This is a genomic window from Litoreibacter meonggei (genome assembly GCF_003663885.1).
Classification (GTDB): Bacteria; Pseudomonadota; Alphaproteobacteria; order Rhodobacterales; family Rhodobacteraceae; genus Litoreibacter; species Litoreibacter meonggei.
In genome coordinates this window covers 268,140-288,305 of the sequence record NZ_RCCE01000006.1, presented here as the reverse complement: position 1 = coordinate 288,305, position 20,166 = coordinate 268,140, and the positions used below count along the sequence as shown (strand labels likewise).

Here is a 20,166-nt window from a genome sequence, read left to right as displayed (position 1 = left end):
TTCAGACGTCCTCATTTACGCGGATTAGGGTTTTCATCGAAGTAGGCACTTGTGTTAGATCCTCGAACGCAGACTGAATATCGCCGAGGCTGGTCACGTTGGTGATCAGACGTTCTGCGCCAATTCCACCTGACAGCCACTCGATGGCTTGGTCATAGTCACTGGGCTCATAGACGCGAGCGCCAATCATCTCCAACTCGCGCCAGAAGAACTGGAACAAATCGATTTGTGGCTTGGAGGCGTGGATTGCTACCATGCAAATTCGCCCGCGCGTGGCGGCGGCGGCGGTCATAAGGTCAACGCCGGGCTGCGTGCCCGAGACCTCAAAGACCACATCTGCGCCTTTGCCATCTGTCGCGGCAGTCACTGCCTCAGCCGCGTCCACTGTTTTAGGATTAACAACGTCGAAACCCATTTCCGTAGCCAGAGCCAGACGATGTTCGTTCACTTCCGAGATCATGACCTTGGCCCCGGCCTGGCGGGCGGCAACCGCCACCAACATGCCGATCGGGCCACCCCCGATGACCAACACGTCTTCGCCCGGTTGGACTTGAGCGCGCCGCACGTCATGCGTGGCAACAGCCATCGGCTCAACAAGGGCTGCGTGGTCAAGGCTCATATCATCGGGTAGAGCGTGCAGTGTATGCGCTGGTACTGACCATTTTTGCTGAAACGCGCCGTCGGTATCAAGGCCGAGGAATTTCAGCTTGTGGCAGATATGCTGGTGGCCCGCATTGCACGCCGGACAATCGCCGCAATGATCCAGCGGACGTACGACGACCTTCTGGCCAACTTCAAACCCGCTGACACCGTCGCCGAGGGCCGCGACACGCCCCGACATTTCATGCCCTATCACGCGGTGGTTGCCGATACGCGCGTCCATATGACCAAGGTAGACGTGCAGGTCGGTACCACAGATCCCACAATAGGCGATGTCGATTTGAACCTCTCCGCGTCCGGGCGCAGGGGCGTCAATCTGTTCTACGGCAAACGTCTTGTTGCCACAGTAATAGGCAGCATTAATGGTCATTTTCGGGTTCCTTGGGTTGTATCAAATGGGGAGAGCTTTTCTGGTGCAAAAGTCACGCCGGTTCCCGGCGTGTCCGGGGCGGCGGCGCGGCTATTTTCAAGCACGAGTGGTCGGGTTGTGTAGCGATCAATCGGGAAGGAATGCACTTCGATCCAACCGGGATTGGGTTGTCCGGAAACCAGACTAACATGTAGCTCCTGCATCCCGTGCGAACTGACAGGCAAGCCGTGCACACGCGCCATCTCGGCGACCCGCAGCCAACCAGTGATGCCGCCGCAGTTCGACGCATCAGGTTGAATATGGCTAAGGTTGGATTGCGCGAATGCATAGCCAAATTCGTGCTCGGTATGCAGATTTTCGCCCATCGCGATGGGCATTCCGGTTTCGGAAATTTTAGCAAATCCAAGGTAGTCATCGGGGATCGTCGGCTCTTCGAACCAGTAAATGTCGTAGGGTTTCATTAGGTGAACGGCGTTGATGGCTTCGTCCACACTCATGGCGTAATTTGCATCGACCATGAAGGTGACGTCCGGACCGATCAACTCACGAACAGCGGCGATACGTTCGATGTCATCCGCCAGATCAGGCTGTCCGATCTTGATTTTGACTCCGTTAAACCCTTCATCAAGATAGCCTTGGATAGACTCGAGCAATTTCGGGAGTGGAAAATTTAAATCAATCCCGCCGCGATAGGCCCGACAGGTTGCGTCAGTCCCGCCGGCCATCTGCCAAAGTGGTTGGTTCAGGCGTTTTCCGCGCAGATCCCACAGCGCGATATCGATCGCAGAAATTGCAAACGAAGCGATGCCGCCCCGCGCAACATAGTGCACATGCCATTGCATTGCGTCGTGGAGGGCTTCGACATCCTTGCTATCCTTACCCATCAAGAAAGGGGCGAGATCGTGGACGAGCATTGCTTCAATCGCCCGTCCGCCCTTTCCGCCTGTGTAGGTGTAACCCGTTCCCGAGGCGCCATCGGCGGTAGTGATGGTCGCTGTCACCAGTTCGAAATGCGTATGCGCGCCGTGCTTCGCATCGACGAGCACTTCGTCCAGCGGCACCGTAAAGTGCCTGATTTTAACATCTGCAATCGCGGTCATCAGGTCGCCCAGTTCAAGTAGGTGGTTTGTTTTTTGAAGTAAGCATCAAAGCCATATGCACCATCTTCGCCGCCGGTACCAGACAGACCCCATCCGGTATGGTAGCCCTGCACCTGTTCGCCGTTAGCACGGTTTATGTAAACCTCGCCGAATTTCAGCTCACGACTGGCGCGCAAGATCCGCTTGGTATCAGCTGTCCACAGATAAGCCGACAGGCCGAAGTCGCTGGCGTTGGCGAGCGATACAGCCTCGTCGAAATCGTCGAACTGCATCAAGGGCGCGACGGGGCCGAAGACCTCGTTTTGCATGATCGGCGATGTGTTGTCGGTGACCGATAGGACGGTGGGGGCCAGCCAATGGCCTTTAGAGTGAACGCCACCTGTCAAAGGTCCACCGCGCAGCAGCGGCTCTGCGCCCGCGTCGATCGCGGCGGCGATCATGGCCTCGACCTTTTCGACTTCGATCCCGCTGACCTTGGGGCCCATGTCAGGGTTGTCAATCGGGTTGCCGATGGTGATGGCTTTGGACAGGGACACAAATCTATCAGTAAAGGCATCTGCAATTGAGCGGTGCAAATAAATGCGCTCGGCACATGTACAGATTTGGCCGCAGTTGGTGTAGCGCGCGATGACTGCGGCTTGTGCGGCTTTTTCGACGTCGGCGTCTTCCATGACGATAAAGGGCGCTTTTCCGCCCAACTCAAGACTGATGAATTTTAGCCGGTTCGCTGCGTTCCTGTATATCTCGACCCCGGCGCGGCTGGAGCCTGTCATGGTGATCATGTCCGTATCTGGATGGGCCACAAGCGCGTCGCCTACAATCGGGCCGCGCCCAGTCAGGACGTTGAACACGCCGGGTGGAAAACCTGCCTGCTCGGACAACCGCACCAGCTCAAGGCCCGAGATTGGTGTAATCTCGTGGCTAAGCAGGATGAACGTGTTCCCAGCGATCAAAGCCGGTCCAAGTTTGCGCGCGGCGAGTGCCAGCGGATAATTCCAAGCCGTCAGGCCAACCACGACGCCGCGAGGCAGGCGGCGGATCAGGATCTCTTCGTCAGGATTGTCAGACGGCATGATGTCGCCCGTGATCCGGCGCGCATGTTCCGCGGCGTAGGTCAGGAAATTGACCGCCGCACCAACCTCGCCATGTGCTTGATCAAGCGGCTTGCCCTGTTCCAGAACCAGCGTTCGGGCCAGATGATCTGCGTTTTCTTCGATCAGACCTGCCAGTTTGCGCAGCGCCTTGGCCCGTTCAATTGGTGGCAGTGCGGCCCAGCCCGGTTGTGCGGCTTTTGCGGCCTCAACGGCGACATCTACGTCATCGCGCGTGCAGTCCGGGATCGTTCCCAGCACAGTTTCATCGGTTGGATTGGTGACTTCGATCCGTTCCCGCTCCTTCATCTCATGCCACGCGCCATTGATGAATGTTTTGTAGGCTGTCATTTCGGAAATTCCTTTTTAGTTGGCCGCGGCTTAGAGCCGTCCCATCACCAGATCGGCACAGCGATCCCCCAACATCATGGCTGGAGCATTGGTGTTTCCTGCATTGATATTCGGCACAGCTGACATATCGCAGACCCGCAAACCATCTATTCCCCGCACACGCATCCGCGCATCCAACACTGCCATCTTGTCGCCATCGGCACCCATTTTTGCCGTACCCGCCGGGTGGTAGTTGGTCTTGACGAATTTCTTGCAGTGGGTGCGCAAGGCCTCATCAGACAGATCATCCGTCGAGGGGATAACAATCGAGCGCAGCTTGGCTGAGATCGGACTTTGCTGCAGCGCTTTAACAAAGAACCGCTGCCCTTCGATCATTTCTTGCATGTCGCTGGGGTCTTTCAGCAGGTTTGGAGATACGAGCGGCATGTCGTCGGGATTGGCCGAGGCCAGCCGGACCTCGCCGCGCGACTTGGGCTTGACGACGACGGTTGTGACTGTGACGCCGTAATCGTCTTCGACCTCTTGCAACACATCACGGTCAAGATAGACGATCGGGACACAGAACGCTTGGATCGTCGGGTCTGCGGTTGGATCTTTGGGGTTCACAAAGGCCCCGGCCTCAACCCCCGCCGAGGTCACCGGTCCAGTACCAAACAGCTTCAGTTGGACACCGTTGCGGATCATCCGCCACCCGTCGCCTTGTTTGAAGTAACCGTATGGCCCATTGGCAAAAGCGGTAACTGGAACTTCGGGGTGGTCGACCAGATTTTGGCCAACACCCGGCACGTCTAGGTGGCACTCAATGCCATGGTCTTTCAAGTGATCTGCCGGTCCAATGCCTGACAACATCAGCACTTTAGGCGAGACCAGCGCACCTGCGCTCAGGATCACCTCGCCATCGGCGCGAACATCAAGCAGTTGCCCAGACTTGTCTTTGTAGCTCACTCCAACTGCGCGCCCGTTTTCGACAATGATGCGTTGGACCGCGCAGTGCAGGCGCACGGTCAGGTTGGGGTTTTCCTGTTCTGGTGCGATGAAGGCATAGGCGGCCGAACTGCGTTTGCCGTGCCGGTTCATAAACTGATAAAATCCAACGCCACGCTGAGCCGCGCCGTTGAAGTCGGGGTTAAACGGCTCGCCCAAGGCTTGTACTGATTGTACGAACCAACGTGACATTTCATTGATATGGCCGGGGTCCGAGACCAGCATTTTGCCATCAGTGCCGTGATATTCGTTATTCAGACGGTTGTTGGATTCCATGCCGCGGAAATGCGGCAATACGTCAGACCAACCCCATCCGATCCGGTCGTAATTGCCGCGCAGGATACTGTCCCATTCGTCATAATCCGACGGGCGCCCGCGCATATAAACCTGCGCGTTAACCGACGAACCGCCGCCCAGAACGTTGCCCTGAGAAATCTCATGCACGCGCCCATCCAAATGTGCCTGTGGCGTCGTCTTGTGATATTTCATGAACTTGGAGCCGTTGATCATCTTGAAGATGCCCGGCGGCATATCGAGCAATGGATGGCGGTGGGAATGCCCTGCTTCCAATAGCAAAACCCGCGCGTTGCCGTCGCTGGCAAGCCGCGCGGCGGCGACACAGCCTGATGATCCACCACCAATTACAATATGATCGAATGTTTCGGACATCTAACGAGTCCGCCGAGACGGCAGGGCAATCGAATCCCGCTCAACAAGCTCGCATTCCAGCTTGGTCAGGGGGTGACGGTCATTGCCGCTGTTTGGTCCATGGAACAACTGCTCGACAACCCATCGTCCCAAAGATCTTGCTGCAAGGTTCACCGACGTCCGAAGGCGCCGAAGGTGTGTCGACACTCGCGCAGGTCGATTTGATCGAACAGTTGGGAACTGAAAACCTAGTGCATTTCCGGTTTGGCCCTGACGAGATGATCGGGAAAACAGGGGGGCGTACGCAACTGGCTCCTAATCAATCCATTCCCTTCACGCTCCAGATGCAGCACGCCTATTTCTTTGATCGCTCAACGGGGCTGCGTGTGCGGTGAAACTAGAAAAGCAAATGGTACGAGGATTGTAGCGTGCGAGCTGACGCAACCCATCAATCCAATAAATTAGCCGACCTTCGATGCTCCACCAACTAGACTGATGGCTCAAGGGCGATCCTCATCGCCGTCGCCACAATGCTGATGCTTGGCAGTGAGTCCCAAAACTTGGGTCTTCAGCGATCAATTATTGGTGCTCAACGTCATTATTGCCATGTTGCCCCCATTCGCCTACGGCTATGGCGAACGAATATTTCGGGGCCTTCAATGAAAGTTACAGCCAAGGACGTCGCTGCACGATGCAACACCTCCACCGCAGCAGTCTCGCGGGCGTTCCGGGCACAGGCAACCATCAACCCAGAGTTGCGAACAAAAATTCTCTCTACCGCGCGTGACTTAGGGTATGCGCCGCCCGCAAAGCGGATCCTGCAAACTGAAGGGCGACGCACAATTTCTATCGTGGTCGGCGATATCGCCAATCCCTTTTACACCAACACGTTAGAACGTTTTGCCCAAGAGATTGATGCACAGAAGCATGACATGCTAGTGCATGTCGTGCCGCAGGGGCAGACCGTGGACAGCACCATTTCGCAGGTCCTACGCAGCGGGTCGGATGCCGCCATTATCGCGTCTGCCAATTTGTCCTCGGAACTCGCGGGGCAATGCAAGCACCGGGGAATTCCGGTTGTTCTGTTCAATCGGGTACAGGCCGATCCGAATACGAACGCGGTTTGTACGGATAATTACAACGGGGGTATGCTGGCCGCCCAAAGGCTGCTGTCCCGCAACTGCAAAAGCATCGGATTTATTGGTGGCATTCCCGACACCTCAACCCATCTGGAGCGCAGACGTGGGTTTCTGGACGAGCTGGAACGTGGCCAAACAGAGCTGATTTTTGAAGGTTCAGGCCAGTATAACTACGATGTCGCATTTTCGGTGGTGAGCGAGCTTTTGAGCAGTCAGCGGCAACCAGACGGATTGTTTTGTGGCAATGACATCATGGCCATAGCAGCCATTGATGCTGCCAGACAAGCCGGAATGGTTGTGGGGCAGGACATCTCTATCCTTGGGTTTGACGACGTGCCGATGGCTGCCTGGACATCGTATCAACTCACCACGTTCCGCCAACGCGTCGGCCAGATGGTAACTAATACCCTCAGCCTGATCGACGAAGTTTGGCGGGATCCTGAAACAGAAGGGTCTCTGCGGATGGTCAGATGCGGTTTGGTCGAAAGGCAAAGCGGGTGAAATATTTCACTCAATGATAATAAATATTGCAGTTTATTTCGGTATCACTTCCCCTGAGCTAGTGGGAAGAATCGCGAAACTCGTTCGCTCTTCCACTCATTTGCAAGGAGGAGTGCACCATGAAATTTCTGAATGTACTGAAACCAGCTGCGTTGATGATGGCGTCTGCGATCATACCGTTTTCTGCATCAGCGCAAGAGCGTCTAGCGTTCGGGTCGACCAACGCACAAAGCGCCCACTACGCTTATTTCGCCGCTATCGCCAAAGTGGTAAACCAAGCCAACGACAAATATCAGGCATCGGTGGTCGAGACTGGCGCAACCGTTGACAACCTCAAACGCATGGCGCGTGGGCAGCTGGATATTGGCCTGATTACAACAAGCGCGTTGTACCACGCCAACAACGGCATCAAGACATTTGACGGCGATGCGATCGAGTCCAGATTGCTTTGGGCCTATTCGCTTGCCCCGCAAAATGTCGTCGTGCGCCAGGATTCAGGCATTACCTCGTTGGCAGAGCTGGACGGCGCTCGGTTTGGCCCCGGTCAGCGCGGTAGCTCGACCGAAGCAACATCTCAGGACGTCATGTCAACCCTCGGTTTCGAACCCGACTGGGTGCGTGGCTCGAACGGCGAGCTGGCTGCTGCGATTAAAGACAACCGCGCAACGGGCTTTATCAAATCAGCGGTTGGCACCAAATTTGACGCTCTGACCACTGATATCGCAACCTTCACACCGGTGCAGGTGCTGGGTCTGACCGAAGAGCAGGTGAGCACGATCAAGGCGGAATTGCCCGAACTTTCGATCGTCCAGATGCCTGGCGGCGAGATGGAGAATTCCGGACCCTACACCACATGGGGCTTCATGATCGGTGTGTCTGCACGACCCGACTTATCCGACGAGGTGGCCTATGACATCGTTAAGGCGGTGATGGAAGACTCGGTGGAGCAGGCAACGGCGTTTCCAAATGTGAAAGGGCAGAACCTGGCCGAGCTGACGCTTCAATACGCCACGTCCAAGCTGCATCCCGGGGCAGTTCGCTATTTTGAGGAAATTGGCCTCGACGTGCCCGATACTCTGAAATAATCCAATCGCCCGACGCCATCAAGGTGGTGTCGGGCTTCGTAGTTCGCGGAGGAACGGCACGTGTCACAGATGACAGAGGAAGTAACGGCACCGGCATCACGGCTGGAATGGGTTGCTGCGGCACTTGCAGTCGGAATTGGCATCTTCGTGTTTTACACGTCTTTTTTTGGCTCTTTTGAAACCCTGATCCAACGCGCGATCTTTGTGGCAATGATCGTTCCACTTAGCGTGTTGTTGTTCCCACTGGGGCGCGGGACGGCATGGCGCACGGTCGGTGCGGTGGTTGACATAGCGATATCCGCCTTCGTCATCGTGTCCGCCGGCTACATCGTGATGAACTTCGAACGCATCATGAACGACCTTCCCTTTGCCGAGCAGATCGACATCATTCTTGGATTTGGCACCCTGCTTATTATCCTTGAGATGGCACGCCGCAGTGCGTCTTTTGTCTTTCCGTTGATTGTCGGTGGTGTGGTTGTCTACGCCTTCTTTGGCGACAAAATACCGGGCGCTTTCGGGCACCGTGGATTTGATGCAGGCTATCTGACTGAGGTGATCTTTCTGTCAGATCGTGGCCTGTGGGGAATGCTGGTGTCCATCGCGTCCACCACGCTGGCCGCGTTCATTCTGTTTGGCGCTTTGCTGCTGCATACGGGAGCGGGCCAGACCTTTTTTGACTTGAGCGCACGCGCAGGGGGCAAAAGTCCCGGCGGTGCGGCCAAGATTGCGACGATCGCATCTGGTCTATTCGGCTCTATCTCAGGCTCGTCGGTTGCCAACATCGCGACGACCGGGAACTTTACCATTCCCTTGATGAAAAGCCTGCGCTATCCCGCGCCCTTTGCGGGTGCTGTCGAAGCGGTTGCCTCAACGGGCGGGCAGCTGGCACCGCCAATTATGGGGACTGCCGCGTTCGTTATGGCCGAGCTGGTGGGCGTGAACTACTGGACCATTGCCGCGGTGGCGATCCTGCCTGCGTTCTTGTTCTATCTTGGTGTTTTCACGACTGTGCATCTGATTGCCAAGCGCACCGGCCTCGGGGCGGTGGATCAATCCGAACTGCCCGACTGGCGCGAGGCGCTGAACTGGCGCCGAATGAGTCCGATTATCGCAGGCGTTGTGGGGCTGGCATTCGGCATTTTCAACGGCAACTCGATCCAGCTGACTGCTTGCTATGGCATGATTGGCATCATCGTTGCCTATGTGGTCTCGACCCTGACAGCTGGCGGCTCCATCCGCGAAGTTATTCTGACCTTGCTGCGCGCCCTTGAAGATGGCGGCAAAGGTGTAGTCATCGTGGGTATCCTGCTGGTTGCGGCACAGGTCTTTGTGGCGATCGTAAACCTGACGGGTGTCGGTGTCGCGGTAACGTCGTCGATCCTCGCTCTGGCGGAAGGTAACCTGATCCTGATCGCGATCATTATGGCAGTTGTCTGCCTGATTGCGGGCATGGGACTGCCGACATCTGCGGCCTATGTGCTGGTTGCCGCCGTATTCGCACCGGTTCTAATCCAACAGGGGCTTGAGCCAATTACGGTGCACCTGTTTGTGCTCTACTACGCGGTCTTGTCCGTAATTACGCCTCCGGTGTGCGTGGCCGTCTTTGTCGCGGCAACCGTGGCCAAGACCAGCTGGACAGGGGTAGCCAGTCAATCCTTGCGTCTGGGCGTTACGGCCTATGCCATTCCGATGCTGATGCTGATCTATCCGGGTCTGTTGTTGCAAGGAGGTGCTGCTTCCATCGCAATGGCCGCGTTGGCCGGTGTCGGTTTTACCCTCAGCGTTGCTGCATTCTTTGCAGGGCAGCCGATCTTTGGTCGCTTCACCTCACTGCTGTGGGCAGTGCCAGCCGTCTTGCTGATGTTCCCCTACTGGTCGGCAACCATAATTGGTGTCCTGCTGGTCTGCGTGTTCTGGGTGCTGTCAAAACGCAACGCTGAACCCGTTCCCGCAGTAAATCTCGAACTGGAGGCATGAGATAACTATCAATTCCGAACTCAAGTCGCTGCTCGGAGCCAAGGAGGCCTAGTTAGGGGCATTCATCAAAACTCCCAATCTAATTAATTGTTATCGAAATCTTAGCTCCGCAAATTGCGATCAGCTGAGAGGTTGAAGAGACTTAGATGGCGGTGATTTTCCGCAAGCTTCAGCCGATGAATACGCCCATAGATCTTTTGGGGTCAGCGACCGCTTCTGACATGCTAATTTGGAGTTTCCACGTCTGATCCTCCGATCTGCAATATTCCCGCTCACAACCGACGTTGAAAGATCACTATGTCGCTGACTACCACTGCACCGAATTCGAGGTCCGGAATGCTCGCGCCGTGTCGAATGCAACAGGGCGTGTGAGCGGCGGGCTTGATGCTAGCGGTGGTCGCGCGGAGCGGATAATACCACTCCGCACCTTTGATCAAAAACTCTCAATCACGATCTTACCCTTGGCTTGTCCGGTTTCGATCAACCGGTGCGCTTCGCGCATGTTCGCGGCGTTGATGGGCGACAGCACTTCGGACATTGTGGTTCTGATTTCTCCAGCGTCAATCCGGCCTGCTACATAGGACAGCAGCTTATGTTGTTCGATCATATCGGCGGTCTGGTGCATTGATCTGGCGAACATGAATTCCCAATGGAGGCTCGCGGCTTTCATCTTCATACCACCCATCGACATAGGGAGATCCGTGTCGTCAATTGATACGATGCCGCCTTGGGGTCGGATCAACTCGACTGCGGTGTCCCAATGACGCATATCGTTGAAGATTGCGATGTGATCGACATGCTGGATGCCAAGCTCGCGGACCTGCGCCACAATATCTTTGCGGTGATTGACAACGTAATCCGCGCCAAGGTCGCGTACCCATTTGGATGTTTGTGGACGCGAGGCTGTAGCGATCACGGTTAGCCCGGCCTGCTTTGCCAGCTGGATACCGATAGAACCGACGCCACCGCCTGCTCCGATAATCAAGATGGACTGACCCGCATCCGGCCCGTCGCGGTCGATGCCAAGGCGATCAAAGAATGCCTCGTAGGCCGTGATCGTGGTCAGTGGCAATGCGGCGGCCTCTGCATGACTGAGTGACGCCGGCTTGTAGCCTGCAATGCGTTCATCAACCAGATGGAACTCCGCGTTGGTGCCGGAGCGCGTGATGTCCCCAGCATAGTAAACCTCGTCGCCTGGCTTGAAGAGCGTGGCATCAGGGCCGACCGCCTCTACCAAACCAGAGGCGTCATAGCCGATGATCCGCGGCGTGCTTTCGATTTTGTCCTTGGGCGAGCGGACCTTTGTGTCGACCGGGTTCACCGCGACCGCTTTGACGGCCACGAGGATGTCACGGCCTTCAGGCTTAGGTGTATCAATTTCCAGATCGAGAAAAGCGTTGGCGTCTTCTACGGGCAGATAATGTGTAAATCCTACGGCTTTCATTGTGTTGTTCCTTTAAGTTGACAGTAAGTTAGGTAGCGACTGAGGCAGAAGGAAACTTCCTTTCCTGCCAGATGATGAAGGCGAGGCCGATGGCGGGCACAATAATCGCCGCAAAGGGGATGTAGGCGGCGCCAAGCGCACTATCGACGACTGCACCACCGATAATCCCGCCCAAGGCATTGGCGATATTGAAGGCAGAAATGTTGGCCGTCGCTGCGAGTTCAGGCGCGTCGCCGCCGTGTTTCATGACGCGCATCTGCATGGGCGGGACGTTGGCGAATGACACGACGCCGAAGACAAAGGCGGCCGCGACAAAGATGTAAGATTTCGAAGCCACAAGACCGATCAATATCAATGACGCGATCATCGCCGCAGGCCATCCGATCAGGGATGCACTCAGATTTCTATCAGCAGTTTTGCCGCCCAAAGTGTTGCCTAAAACCAAGCCCAAGCCGACGATCACCAAGATCCATGTCAACGACGATCGTTCAAAGCCTGCGACCTGCTCGGCAATTGGCGCGATATAGCCATAGAAGGTCATGAAGCCGACCCAGCCCAGCGTTGTAATCAGCAAGCTTGCAATCAGTTGTGGGTTCTTGAAAGCGCCGATCTGTGACCGGACGGATTTCGGTTCCTCTGCCCCTTGGGCGGGGATCACAATTGCTATGGCAGCAGCGGCCAGCGCGCCAAGCATGGCGACCACGAAAAAAGTGATGTTCCAGCCATACAGATTGCCGATCCAAGCACCAGCTGGGACGCCCAGTACATTGGCTAGGGTAAGACCGGCAAACATCTGTCCAACGGCCTGTCCGGCCATTTTCTCGGACACCAGTCGTGTCGCAACCACCGCTCCAATCCCGTAGAATGGTCCTTGGGTCAGACCTGCCATGACGCGGCTGATCATCAAGGTCGTGTAATCTGTTGAAAGTGCAGCGATCAGGTTGGAGACGACAAACAGCGCCATCAATCCGATCAGCACGACCCGTTTGCGATACCGCGCGAGCCAAAGGGTTAGAATTGGGCCACCGATCACAATGGCTAATGCGTAAGCGGTAATCAGGTGGCCTGCCTGCCCTTCCGATATGTTTAGGCTTTCGGCGACTTGGGTAAGTATTCCGGCGATCACAAACTCTGCTGTGCCAATGGCGAACGCTGCCAAGGTCAATATCCAGACCTGCAACGGCATTTTTGATTTTAGTGACATGGTTTGTCCTTTCGCGGACGTGATGTTCAGTTGATCAACGCGCCGCCGTCTAAGTTGGCAAAGGCATCGCTGACAAAGGGGGGCGATTGCGAAGAGATTGCCTTGGGCGAGATGCTTAGACGCGCACGCATAGGCTTCGATATCTGCGAGGCCAGAGCCAAACAGACCTACGCGGATGGGCGTCAGCTCTTTGGCAAGTTCTCGTGGAAAACGGCCTCGATCAGCGGGCCAGAAGGGGTGCGAAAGAACAGCCGTCGTTCGTCCAGCTCGGTGAGATCCATTCTTGAGTATGGAATTTCCAGCGTTTCCAGCTTTGCGCGGAAGACGCTGTACCCGCTGAGGTGGATACCAACGTGGTCGTAGGCGTCCGGGGGGTTATCCCTGCCGTAGCCGCGCGTACCAATCAGGTGAACGATGGGCTTGTCGTCCGCGTAGAGCCAATGTCCTGGAATGCGGCGTATCGCCTTTGGACGTTCGCGTTCTTCAAGTTCGTCAAAAACCTTAAGAAAGAACGCCCGTGTACCGGGCAGATCGCGGGTGCGGATAGTGATGTGATCAAGGTGCATGATGACCTCCTTTCGTTGAGCATCACCTACAGCCTATCCAAGCGCTGAATAATTGAGTAAATACCTAAATGATAATTCGGTATTTTCGTATAATGGCGGGCGCTACGTGCTAATTGAAAATCTCAAGCTTTTCCTTCTGATCGTTGAAAAAGGTGGGCTTGCCGCTGCTGGACGAGAGATTGGCCTATCCCCAGCGTCGGTCACAGATCGGCTCGCGGCGCTCGAAACGCACTATGGTGCGCGGTTGCTCACGCGAACGACGCGGGCGATCAATTTGACGGATGAAGGCAGTGAGCTTGTAATTGGTGCCCGGCGCATTCTGGCGGAAACCGAAGAAACCGAGGCCCGGATCAGGTTGGGTGTTGAGAAGATATCAGGGACGATCCACATTAGCGTCCCGAGCGATTTGGGGCGCAATCAGATCGTGGCGTTGCTTGACCGGTTTATAGAGAAGAACCCCGAGATCACTATCGATCTGACGCTCACTGATGGCTATGTCGATATGGTAGGGCAAGGTATCGACCTGGCCTTACGATTTGGGGACCTGTCTGATAGTAGCATGAAGTCTCGAAGGCTGGGCTCCAATAGTCGGTTGGTCTGTGCATCGCCGGACTACCTCAAACGCAATGGCACGCCTCTGCATCCTGATGATCTGGCTCATCATAATTGTCTGATCATGCGCTTCGGAAGTCACACAGACCAAGACTGGACTTTTAGAGTAGACGGTCAAAAACACGCCCGTCGGGTATATGGCAATCGTATCGCCAATGACGGTAGTCTTATTCGCGAATGGTGCCTTAAGGGCTACGGAGTGGCGCTGAAGTCTGAATGGGATGTCCGAACGGATTTGAACGCGGGCAATCTTGTTGAGGTGCTGGATGAGTTTGTGCCCGAGCCGACCGCATTGCAAATGGTTTACCCTGCCGGCGCGGTTCAGCCACGCAGGGTGCGCGCGTTAATGGATTTTGTTTCAGAGTTCCTAGAATAGTAGTTTGAACGAAACTAGACATTTGCGCGCTCGCGGCGAATGGCAGATTAGTGCCTCATCGCATATCTCGGCGCACAGATTAGCAAACGACCGCGACCCGCCTAGACGACGTCCCCTTACTCGCGACCAACATCCTCTCTAACGGTTCTATGCCTAACATAAAAACAGTACATGTCGGGCGAGTAGGTAGAGCGAAAGCTCTAACCCAGTCTTTTAATGAACTACGTAATCCTGGGCATAAGGTTAGCTGTTGATCTATCAATCTGCGCATATCGCAACTGAATCCGTCCAGCCTACTGGGTCTAGATGCGTGTCTTCTGAGAACATGCTGTCTTGACTGACCAAGCTATCGACAGCGATGCTGCGTCACTGGCGAGAGGTCTGGTCCAATTTGCAGATGCCGATTTGCGCCATGGCGATGCTCATCTCATCAGTCAAAACGTCCCACATCTGATTTAGCCCCGCTTCGCCACCTGCAGCTATGGCAAATTGCAACAGGCGCCCGAAGAAGACGAAATCCGCGCCGGAGAGCAGGGTTTTTAAGACGTCTTCGCCGGACCGCAGACCACTGTCGAAGAACACAGGATAGTCCGGCCCTACCTCCTCGCGAATTTTTGGGAGCATTAAAAAGGGAGAAGGCGCGCTTTCCAGTTGTCTTGCACCGTGGCTCGATACTTGAATCGCATCCACGCCTTTGGCTTTGAGCATTGCGGCATCTTCAGGATCAAGCACCCCCTTGACGACCAGCTTGCCGGGCCAGGCATCGCGCATGCGGGACAACGTGTCCCAGTCGGCGCGGGCACGGCTTTCAGTGCGATCGAAGGCATAACCGGGCATTTCAAAATTGGCCATCTGCGGTTTGCCACTGAACAGCGATGTCAGGGACCAACGCGGATGCAGGGCGAAGTCGACGAATTGCTTTGGACCGATTTTGAAGGGCATCTTGAAGCCATGGCGCAATTCGCGCGGGCGGCGGCCTACTTCAGGCACGTCGGCGGTCAATACAAGCGTCTTATAGCCCGCGTCTCGCGCGCGGTCGACCAGCTTGAACGTGCCAGTGCCGTCACCGCTGAAATAGATCTGGAACCACGCGTTCCCCTCGGCCACCTCAATTATTTTTTCCAACGGCGTTGAGGCCACAGTCGAGACGCCGTGAGGAACTTTGTATCGAACTGCCAATCGCGCCAGCATGAGATCCGCACCCGGACCCGAAAGGTTGCACATGCCCATTGGGGCTATGCCGAAAGGACGCTCGGCACTGGCTCCAAAAATAGTCGTCGCGAGGGAGCGTTCGCTGACATCTCGCAAGATGCGCGGGCGCAGGGGCATGGCGTCTAGAGCAGCGCGGTTGCGAGCGGCACCGTTTTCTGCCCCGGCCGCGCCATCAATATAATCGAACACCATCCATGGCAGGTAACGACGGGCGAGCCGCCGCGCATCCTCAGAAGAATGAATATGCGCGGCGGCCCGCATCTTTTAGGCCTGAACCGACTTCATGAAACGATCGCGGATCACGACAGGGTCCATGGTGATGACGGGCAGCTTGATGTTGCCGCTGTCGCATTTCACGACAATTACGGTCATTTTTTTGCTATCGATGGCTGCTTGCAGCACTTTGCCCGTATCAACATCCTGGCAGACGACGACATTTTCGCAGCCGCAGGCTTCCGCCACTTTTTCAAGTTTGGTTTTCTTACCGGCATAGGTCGGTTGGTCGCCAGTGGAGCCATAGGAGCCATTGTCGATGATCAGCAGGACATAGTTGTCGGCGACGTTGTTGGCGATGGTCGGCAAGGTGCCAAGGTTGGTCAGAACCGAACCGTCCCCGTCGATTGAGATGACGGTTTTGTCTTGTGCCAACGCGAGGCCAAGACCGATGGAGGAAGACAGGCCCATAGTGCCCAGCATGTAGAAGTTGGTGGGCTGATCGTCGATCATATGCAGTTCTTGGCTGGGCAGACCGATGTTGCAGACCACAAGCTGGTCGCGAAGGATGGGCGCGATTTCTTTCAGGATTTCAGAGCGTATCATTGGTCCCCGTAGCCTCCCCAGAAGTTGGCGTCGGTCAGGATGGCGACCGGCTTGTTGCACATGAATGTGTATTTCAGAATGGCGTCTAACTCTTCCACATCGGACTGGTGGTGAAAGTGGTATGTGGGCACGTTCATTTGCGCCAAAAGCGCCTTGGTATGTACGGCCATCTCGACCTGACACGCCACCGGTTCGCGCAACTCGCCACGGTAGCTGATCAGCATCGGCAGCGGCATCCTGTAGTATTGGATGAGCGTCGCCAGTGTGTTGATTGTCACACCGATAGCTGTGTTCTGCATGATGATGGCCGGACGTTTGCCGCCCATGAACGCACCTGCACACAGGCCCATGCCTTCGTCTTCCTTGTTCGATGGAATGTGGAAGATCTCTTCGCGCGCATCGATTTCCTCGATCACACCAGCCAGCTGTTTGCAGGGGACGGTTGTGACGAAAGAGACGTTGTTTGCGACAAGATCATCCGTGATCTTCTTGTCGATGTTCATTCTAGAGTGCCTTTCAGTATAGGGTGATTAGTTGGAATTAGGTGGCATCGCGGTGGACGTGAACTGCGCAAGACGCGTGACGCACGACACGTGCAGCTGTCGAGCCGAGAAAGTAGTCGCGAAGCCCGGGTTTGTGAGAGCCAATCACGATGCAATCAATGCCGTTGCTATTGGCGTAGTCGATGATTGCCCGGGCGGAATGCCCCGAGATCAGTACGGGCGTCACGTTCGGTAAATGCGCAGTTTTCTCAGCAAGTTCATTTTTAACACGCTCAAATCCGGCGCGAACAGTGTCTTCGTCAAGATAGGAACTCACGGAGCCTTGGGGTTCTTCATGGACATGCAATGCCACGACTTCGCCTATTGTACCACGAAGCAATTCGGCAATCGCGAGAGTGTCGGACGAAATTCCGTGATCAAGTGCCATTGGCACCAAGATTTTAGTGTACATGTTGTTCTCCATCATGGGTTTCGTCACTTAGGGCCAAGGGTTCAGCACGATCTTTGGTGCCGCCACCGTGCCAGCCCTTAGATCGGCGAATACTTGAGCACCATCGGACAATGGCCGCGCCTGAAACCAATCCAAAGCCCCCAGCCGACCGTCGAAAATTGCCTTGGCGGTATCTCGGAAGTCCTGCGCCGTGTAGGTATAGGTGCCGATAAACGTGATCTCTTGGAGGGTCATGCGCCGTATATCGAGCCCGTCCCGGTCCTCGCCAAGGCCGACATGGGCAATCACGCCTCCGGCTTCCACAAGAGCCGAGGCAGCGGCGCGTGTCGCGGCATAGCCTACGGCGTCAATTACCACGGGGTATTGCCCTTCGCCCTTGGCGACAGCGGGTTCCCCGCAGGTATCGTTCAAAAATGCGCGACGTCCATCGTTTGGCTCGACAATAGTCACGTCCAAAACACCCATGGCACGCAGTGCTAACGCTGCTGACAACCCAATCGCGCCACCACCGATAACCAAGGCACGACGATCCGCACTGGGGTGCAGCGCTTCCAACGCCAAGCGCACTGCATGCCAACTCACCGCCAGCGGTTCGGCGAGAGCGGCTTTCGCCAACGGCACATTAGTTGGCACTTCGACCAAGTTTGATGGCGGCATAGAGATGAACTGGGCAAACGCACCTTCCCTTGGCTGCATCGAAATGATCTGACGCGAAGGACATAGGTTTTCGCGACCGCTTTCGCAGGCGGGGCAGGTGCCACATGTAACCAGAGGATTAACGGTAACCCGCGTTCCGTCACGCGTTCCTCCAACGATGCTACCTGCAGCTTCATGACCAAGGATCAATGGCGCAGGGCGGCGTGCGTCATGGCCCAGGTAGGCGTGCATGTCAGAGCCACAAACTCCCACCGCTTCGACACGGATTAGACACTCGCCCTCTTTGGGTATCGGATCTGGGGCATCGCGGTAGCCGAGCGTTTCGACGCCGTCGTAGATGAGCGCTTTCATTTTGCGGTAAACCCTCCGTCAACCATTAGGGTTTGGCCGGTCACATAGCTTGATGCCTCCGAGCACAAGAATAGCAACGGGCCGTCTATATCTTCCATGCGCCCGTTGCGGTTTATGCAAGTTTGTGCGGCGTTCCTTGCAGCGCGGTCGGGATCGGCGAAGACAGCTTCGGTGAGTTCGGTGGGGAAGAACCCCGGACCAATCGCGTTGGCAGTAATCCCGTCCTTTGACCAAGCCTCTGCCATGGCGCGAGTCAATTGCCCGATGCCAGCCTTGGTGGCCCCGTAGGCAATCCCGCCCGGAAAGGCACGCGTAGTTTGTAACGACGCGAAATTCACGATGCGACCCCATCCTTTTTCGCGCATCGCAGGAACGAAGGCTTGGCTCAGAAAGAAGGGGGCCGATAGGTTAAGAGCCAGAGTTTTGTCCCATCCGTCCGCCGTGACGTTGTCTGCCACTTCGCGGGTGTTGATGCCCGCGGCATGAACAACGATGTCAGGTGCGCCGAAGGGGGTTGAGATTTTTTTGCACAGCTGGGCCATGGCATCACGGTTCGCGACATCTGCAGCCACAAAATCTGCGGCAGGTCCGATTTCATTCTTTAGCGATTGGAGAGCTTCCGGTCGGCGCGCGACGCCCACGACACGCGCGCCAGCCGCGGCCAAAACCACAGCAGCGCGCCGACCCAACCCAGAACTGGCACCGGTTACACAGGCCACACGGCCTGTGAGATCAAACAGATGTTGGGGATCAGTCATCCGACGTAAGGTCAAACTGTTCGTTCGGGAAATATTTGGCCAACCGCACGTCGGCGGCACGTGCATGCCCCTCCATCCCTTCGAGGCGAGAGATCCGTGCTGTGGCCAACGCGACAGGTTTAGAGCCGTCGCGGGTAGCACGCTGCCACGTCACAATCTTCATGTACTTATGCACGCTCAGCCCGCCCGTGTAGCTTGCCGCCCCCGAGGTCGGCAGTACGTGGTTGGTGCCTGTCGCCTTGTCGCCATACGATACCGTTGTCTCTTCGCCCAAGAATAGTGAGCCATAGCAAGTCAGACGTTCTAACCACCATTCCAAGTCCTCGGCCTGCACGGTCAAATGCTCGGGTGCATACTCATCAGAGCACGCGGCCATGTCTTCGCGGTCTTTGCAAACGATGACTTCGGCATAGTCGCGCCACGCCGCAAAGGCGTTTTCTCTGTTTACATCTGGCAGGTCATTGATCAGTTCCGGGACAAGCTCCATGACCTTTTCGGCTAAGGCTTTGTTGTCAGTAATGAGCCACACGGGCGAGTTGTAGCCGTGCTCGGCTTGCGAAACCAAATCTGTTGCAACGATATGTGCATCTGCGGTCTTGTCCGCGAGGATGAGGCTGTCCGTAGGGCCTGCGATCATGTCGATGCCCACACGGCCGAAAAGGATGCGCTTGGCCTCAGCGACGAATTGATTGCCAGGGCCGACCAAAATGTTGGCTTTGGGCAGGCCAAACAGACCGAAGGTCATAGCAGCGACGCCTTGAACGCCGCCCAGTGCCAAGATTTTATCTGCACCACTGATGTGAGCGGCGTAAACAATCGCGGGGTTCACGCCGATGTCTGGGCGCGGTGGGGAGCATGCGGTAATGTGATGGCACCCCGCGACCTTCGCAGTGGTCACTGTCATAATCGCTGATGCGATGTGGCTGTAGCGCCCTCCGGGCACATAGCAGCCCGCAGCGTCGACCGGGATCGCTTTTTGACCCGCCATCACACCCGGAACAATTTCAACCTCAACGTCCGAGACGGTCGCTTTTTGAGCCTCGGCGAAACGTTTTACGTTTTCGTGAGCAAATTGAATGTCCGCTTTCAGCTTGTCGGAGACCAAAGCACAAGCGGCCTCAACCTCTTTCGTCGTCAGCACGACATTGCCCTCATAGCGATCGAACTTCTTCGCGTATTCGAGGGCCTTGGCGTCGCCGCCATTCTCGATATCGGCAAGAATTGTTTTCACAGTTTCATGCACTTCCGAAGCGTCCGACTTGGCCGTTAGAGTGGCTTTCTTGAGATACTCACGTGTCATTTAGTTG

Annotated in this window: 19 protein-coding genes; 5 read left to right on the top strand and 14 right to left on the bottom strand. The window is 56.0% G+C overall.

The annotated features are described in order from the left end of the window. Position 1: 1 nt before the first annotated feature. From BCF46_RS17520 to BCF46_RS17505, 4 genes are read right to left on the bottom strand one after another with little or no spacing between them, the layout of a single operon-like run. Positions 2 to 1,030, bottom strand: a complete 1,029-nt coding sequence (locus BCF46_RS17520; protein ID WP_121027464.1) for a zinc-dependent alcohol dehydrogenase — start codon at positions 1,028 to 1,030, stop codon at positions 2 to 4. Next, positions 1,027 to 2,130, bottom strand: coding sequence for a mandelate racemase/muconate lactonizing enzyme family protein (locus tag BCF46_RS17515; RefSeq protein WP_121027461.1), 1,104 nt, complete (start codon positions 2,128 to 2,130; stop codon positions 1,027 to 1,029). Before BCF46_RS17515 ends, BCF46_RS17520 begins: the two co-directional genes overlap by 4 nt. Then, a complete protein-coding gene (locus BCF46_RS17510; RefSeq protein ID WP_121027459.1) occupies positions 2,130 to 3,572 on the bottom strand; it encodes an aldehyde dehydrogenase family protein in 1,443 nt (480 codons plus the stop codon). Before BCF46_RS17510 ends, BCF46_RS17515 begins: the two co-directional genes overlap by 1 nt. Before the next feature lie 30 nt (positions 3,573 to 3,602). Beyond that, positions 3,603 to 5,225: a GMC family oxidoreductase gene (locus BCF46_RS17505; RefSeq protein ID WP_121027456.1), complete on the bottom strand. Its 1,623-nt coding sequence runs from the start codon at positions 5,223 to 5,225 to the stop codon at positions 3,603 to 3,605. A 176-nt stretch (positions 5,226 to 5,401) separates the two neighbouring features. Between BCF46_RS17505 and BCF46_RS17500 the strand changes: the two genes are divergently transcribed. The 4 genes from BCF46_RS17500 (at position 5,402) to BCF46_RS17485 (ending at position 9,906) form a co-directional block, all read left to right on the top strand. After that, a complete protein-coding gene (locus BCF46_RS17500) occupies positions 5,402 to 5,599 on the top strand; it encodes a hypothetical protein (protein ID WP_147436014.1) in 198 nt (65 codons plus the stop codon). 264 nt (positions 5,600 to 5,863) lie between these two features. Further along, positions 5,864 to 6,844 carry a LacI family DNA-binding transcriptional regulator gene (locus BCF46_RS17495; protein WP_170157971.1) on the top strand — a complete coding sequence of 327 codons (981 nt, stop codon included), beginning with the start codon at positions 5,864 to 5,866 and terminating at the stop codon, positions 6,842 to 6,844. A gap of 119 nt (positions 6,845 to 6,963) precedes the next feature. Next, the gene (locus tag BCF46_RS17490; protein WP_121027447.1) at positions 6,964 to 7,929 is read left to right on the top strand and encodes a TAXI family TRAP transporter solute-binding subunit; all 966 of its coding nucleotides are present in this window, start codon (positions 6,964 to 6,966) and stop codon (positions 7,927 to 7,929) included. 69 nt (positions 7,930 to 7,998) lie between these two features. Further along, positions 7,999 to 9,906 (top strand): TRAP transporter permease, encoded by a 1,908-nt coding sequence (locus BCF46_RS17485; RefSeq protein WP_121027444.1) that lies wholly within the window; start codon positions 7,999 to 8,001, stop codon positions 9,904 to 9,906. Between the two features lie 433 nt (positions 9,907 to 10,339). Here the strand turns inward: BCF46_RS17485 and BCF46_RS17480 are convergent, their stop codons facing one another. The 3 genes from BCF46_RS17480 to BCF46_RS17470 form a co-directional block, all read right to left on the bottom strand. Next, the gene (locus BCF46_RS17480) at positions 10,340 to 11,350 is read right to left on the bottom strand and encodes a zinc-binding alcohol dehydrogenase family protein (protein WP_121027441.1); all 1,011 of its coding nucleotides are present in this window, start codon (positions 11,348 to 11,350) and stop codon (positions 10,340 to 10,342) included. Between the two features lie 28 nt (positions 11,351 to 11,378). Continuing rightward, positions 11,379 to 12,554 carry an MFS transporter gene (locus tag BCF46_RS17475; RefSeq protein WP_121027438.1) on the bottom strand — a complete coding sequence of 392 codons (1,176 nt, stop codon included), beginning with the start codon at positions 12,552 to 12,554 and terminating at the stop codon, positions 11,379 to 11,381. 182 nt (positions 12,555 to 12,736) lie between these two features. Continuing rightward, entirely contained in the window at positions 12,737 to 13,120 is a 384-nt protein-coding gene (locus BCF46_RS17470; RefSeq protein ID WP_121027435.1) for a VOC family protein, read from the bottom strand. 52 nt (positions 13,121 to 13,172) lie between these two features. Here BCF46_RS17470 and BCF46_RS17465 point away from each other — a divergent pair, with 52 nt between their 5' ends. Next, positions 13,173 to 14,108: a LysR family transcriptional regulator gene (locus tag BCF46_RS17465; RefSeq protein WP_245990222.1), complete on the top strand. Its 936-nt coding sequence runs from the start codon at positions 13,173 to 13,175 to the stop codon at positions 14,106 to 14,108. Positions 14,109 to 14,474: 366 nt separating this feature from the next. Here BCF46_RS17465 and BCF46_RS17460 read toward each other — a convergent pair whose 3' ends face one another. From BCF46_RS17460 to hisD, 7 genes are read right to left on the bottom strand one after another with little or no spacing between them, the layout of a single operon-like run. Beyond that, entirely contained in the window at positions 14,475 to 15,581 is a 1,107-nt protein-coding gene (locus tag BCF46_RS17460; RefSeq protein WP_121027429.1) for an alpha-hydroxy acid oxidase, read from the bottom strand. A 3-nt stretch (positions 15,582 to 15,584) separates the two neighbouring features. After that, complete coding sequence (gene comE, locus BCF46_RS17455) at positions 15,585 to 16,139, bottom strand: sulfopyruvate decarboxylase subunit beta (protein ID WP_121027426.1); 555 nt, start codon at positions 16,137 to 16,139, stop codon at positions 15,585 to 15,587. Then, complete coding sequence (gene comD, locus BCF46_RS17450; RefSeq protein WP_121027423.1) at positions 16,136 to 16,642, bottom strand: sulfopyruvate decarboxylase subunit alpha; 507 nt, start codon at positions 16,640 to 16,642, stop codon at positions 16,136 to 16,138. Before comD ends, comE begins: the two co-directional genes overlap by 4 nt. A gap of 37 nt (positions 16,643 to 16,679) precedes the next feature. Next, positions 16,680 to 17,093 (bottom strand): universal stress protein, encoded by a 414-nt coding sequence (locus BCF46_RS17445; protein ID WP_121027420.1) that lies wholly within the window; start codon positions 17,091 to 17,093, stop codon positions 16,680 to 16,682. A 27-nt stretch (positions 17,094 to 17,120) separates the two neighbouring features. Continuing rightward, a complete protein-coding gene (locus BCF46_RS17440) occupies positions 17,121 to 18,101 on the bottom strand; it encodes a zinc-dependent alcohol dehydrogenase (RefSeq protein WP_121027417.1) in 981 nt (326 codons plus the stop codon). After that, a complete protein-coding gene (locus tag BCF46_RS17435) occupies positions 18,098 to 18,859 on the bottom strand; it encodes an SDR family NAD(P)-dependent oxidoreductase (RefSeq protein ID WP_121027414.1) in 762 nt (253 codons plus the stop codon). The genes BCF46_RS17440 and BCF46_RS17435 overlap by 4 nt, the downstream gene beginning before the upstream one ends. Continuing rightward, positions 18,852 to 20,159, bottom strand: a complete 1,308-nt coding sequence (hisD, locus tag BCF46_RS17430) for a histidinol dehydrogenase (protein ID WP_121027412.1) — start codon at positions 20,157 to 20,159, stop codon at positions 18,852 to 18,854. The genes BCF46_RS17435 and hisD overlap by 8 nt, the downstream gene beginning before the upstream one ends. Positions 20,160 to 20,166 lie beyond the last annotated feature (7 nt).